The following is a 247-nucleotide window of genomic DNA, read 5'->3' as shown; positions in this document are numbered from 1 at the left end:
AAGGACCGCGACGAAGCCATGGCGCGCATGCGCAATGCCCTGGACGAGATCGTCGTCGACGGCATCAAGACCAACATCCCATTGCACCGTGACCTGGTGCGTGATGAAGGTTTCTGCAAAGGCGGCGCTCGATCTCACAGGCGCTAAAATGTTGCGGCGAACACCTGCCAGCCCCGACGCTAGCCCTTCATTCGCGGCATTTCGATCCGATGCTCATGCACCCGCCGATATAAAGTCGCCCGCGATA

General features: G+C 59.5%; 1 pseudogene. It reads left to right on the top strand.

The features are described 5' to 3' along the window. A pseudogene (locus tag J5M56_RS26115) lies at positions 1 to 147 on the top strand (acetyl-CoA carboxylase biotin carboxylase subunit); the annotation flags it as partial. Positions 148 to 247 lie beyond the last annotated feature (100 nt).

This window comes from Pseudomonas sp. 51_B, from assembly GCF_017491595.1.
Taxonomy (GTDB): Bacteria; Pseudomonadota; Gammaproteobacteria; order Pseudomonadales; family Pseudomonadaceae; genus Aquipseudomonas; species Aquipseudomonas promysalinigenes.
Note: the sequence above shows the minus strand (reverse complement) of the source record. Positions and strands in the feature narration are given on the sequence as shown.